Annotated in this window: 2 protein-coding genes; both read right to left on the minus strand. The window is 72.0% G+C overall.

Annotation, left to right across the window (positions count from 1 at the left end):
• On the minus strand, nt 1-2,402 hold a 2,402-nt coding region (gene pheT, locus ACTWQJ_RS50095; protein WP_443313000.1), incomplete at its 3' end, for a phenylalanine--tRNA ligase subunit beta.
• The coding region (locus ACTWQJ_RS50100) for a tRNA ligase subunit PheS family protein (RefSeq protein WP_443313001.1) at nt 2,402-2,542 on the minus strand (141 nt) is incomplete at its 5' end. The genes pheT and ACTWQJ_RS50100, both read right to left, overlap by 1 nt.

The raw sequence follows: 2,542 nt of genomic DNA on the forward strand, positions 1-2,542 counted from the left end.
GCATACGCCAGCGACTCCCGCCCGTCGCCGAGCTGCGCCGCGTTCTCGTACACGTCGAACAGCCGGATGGACTCCAGCAGTTCACCGGCGCCCTCGCGCAACGCGGCCTCGACCTCGGCGTGTGGGACCGGCTGGTCGACGACGAGCGCGACGTCCTGCGTGGCGACCGGGAACGTGGAGATGCGCGGCGCCTGCGGGGTGCCGTTGCCCACCTGCTCCAGGGCGTCCAGGTCGAGTTCCATCGCGCAGGTGCGGGCGGGCAGGCCCAGCGCCTTCAGGACACGCGGGTGCAGCTCACCGGCGTGCCCCACGATCCGCTCGGTGCCGCCGGCGACGACCACGAGCTCGGCGCAGCGACCCGGGTGCCACGGCCCGTACTGGCCCTTGCGCACGACGAGTTCGGCGCCCGCCTCACGGGCCACCGTGCGTGCCGCCTCGATCGCGTCGGCCCAGTCGGCCGGGCGGTCCTTGCCCCACCAGCCGGCCTGTTCACGCGCGCCCGCGAGGACGACGGCCACGTGCCGCGGCTGCTCGGGCAGCGCGGCGTTCAGCGTGGCGATCTCCTCGTCGGTGGGGCGACGGTCGACCGGCAGATGGATGGCGACGCCCTGGTCCGCACGCGGGTGGAACACCAGCCCCGTCTCGAACAGCGCCAGGTCGTGCGAGCCCCGGCCGTCATTGCGCCGCAGGGCACCGAGCAGGCCCGGCAGCAGCGACGTACGGAGCGCGGGCTCCTCGTCGTTGAGCGGGTTGACCAGCCGGACGACGCGGCGGGCCGGGTCGTCGGCGTCGAGGCCGAGCTGGTCGAAGACCTGCTCGCTGACGAACGGGTAGTTCGGCGCCTCGACGTAGCCCGCACCGGCCAGGGCCCGGCCGACCCGGCGGTGCAGCCGCTGCCGGTGGGTCAGGCCGCGGCCCGACGGGGGCTTGGGCAGCGTGGAGGGCAGGTTCTCGTAGCCCTCGAGCCGGATGACCTCTTCGGCGAGGTCGTTCTGCTCGAGCAGGTCGGGCCGCCAGGACGGCACGGTGACGATCAGCTCGTCCTGCCCGTACACGTCGCAGCCGATCTGCTGGAGCCGGCGTACGACGGTCTCGCGGCCGTACTCGACGCCCGCGACCTTGTCCGGGTGGTCGGCCGGAACGGTGATGGTGTGCGGCGCGGACGGCGTGATGACCTCGGTGACACCGGCCTCGGCGGTGCCTCCCGCGAGCAGCACCAGCAGGTCCACCGTGCGCTGGGCGGCGGCGGACGCGGCCTCGGGGTCGACGCCCCGCTCGAAGCGCCGGGACGCCTCGGAGGACAGCTTGTGGCGACGGGCCGTCCGCGCGATCGACACCGCGTCGAAGTGTGCGGCCTCGATCACGATGTCGGTCGTGGCGCCCTCGGTGTTCTCGTGGTCGGCGATCTCGGTGTTGGCGCCGCCCATGACGCCGGCGAGCCCGATGGGTCCGCGCTCGTCGGTGATGACCAGGTCCTCGGCGTGCAGCGTGCGGGTGACGCCGTCGAGGGTGACGATCTTCTCGCCCTCCTCGGCCCGGCGCACACCGATCGTGCCCTGGACCAGGGAGCGATCGTAGGCGTGCAGCGGCTGGCCGAGCTCCATCATCACGTAGTTGGTGACGTCGACGGCGAGCGAGATCGGGCGCATGCCGACCTTCTGGAGCCGGCGCTGGAGCCAGATCGGGGAGCGGGCCTCGGGCCGCAGGCCGCTGATCGTGCGGGCGGTGAAGCGGTCGCAGCCGAGCGGCTCGGAGACCTTCACCGGGTAGCCGTAGGCGTTCGGCGCCGGTACGTCGAGCAGGGCCGGGTCGCGCAGCGGCAGGCCGTAGGCGATGGCGGCCTCGCGGGCGACGCCGCGGATGGACAGACAGTCGCCGCGGTTGGCGGTGACGGCGATGTCCAGCACCTCGTCGACCAGCTCGAGCAGCTCGATGGCGTCCTTGCCGACCTCGGTCTCGGGCGGCAGCACGATGATGCCGTGCGTGCCGTCGTCGCCCATGCCCAGCTCGCTGCTGGAGCAGATCATGCCGTGCGAGTTCCTGCCGTACGTCTTGCGCGCGGAGATCGCGAAGCCGCCGGGCAGCACGGCGCCCGGGAGGACCACGACGACCTTGTCGCCCTCGGCGAAGTTGCGGGCGCCGCAGACGATCTCCTGGGGCTCACCGGTGCCGTTGGCGGTGCCGACGTCGACGGTGCAGAAGCGGATCGGCTTCTTGAAGCCCTCCAGCTCCTCGATGGTCAGCACCTGGCCGACGACCAGGGGGCCCTTGAGTCCGTCGCCGAGCTGCTCGACGGTCTCGACCTCCAGGCCGGCCGAAATGAGCTTGGCCTGCACGTCACGACCCGTCTCCGTCTCCGGCAGGTCGACGTACTCCCGCAGCCAAGAAAGCGGGACCCGCATCAGATCTCCATCCCGAACGGCCGGGTGAACCGGACGTCACCCTCGACCATGTCTCGCATGTCCTCGACGTTGTGGCGGAACATCAGCATCCGCTCGATGCCGAACCCGAAGGCGAAGCCGCTGTACTTCTCCGGGTCGAC

This window comes from Streptomyces sp. KR55, assembly GCF_052245645.1.
GTDB lineage: Bacteria > Actinomycetota > Actinomycetes > Streptomycetales > Streptomycetaceae > Streptomyces > Streptomyces flavusporus.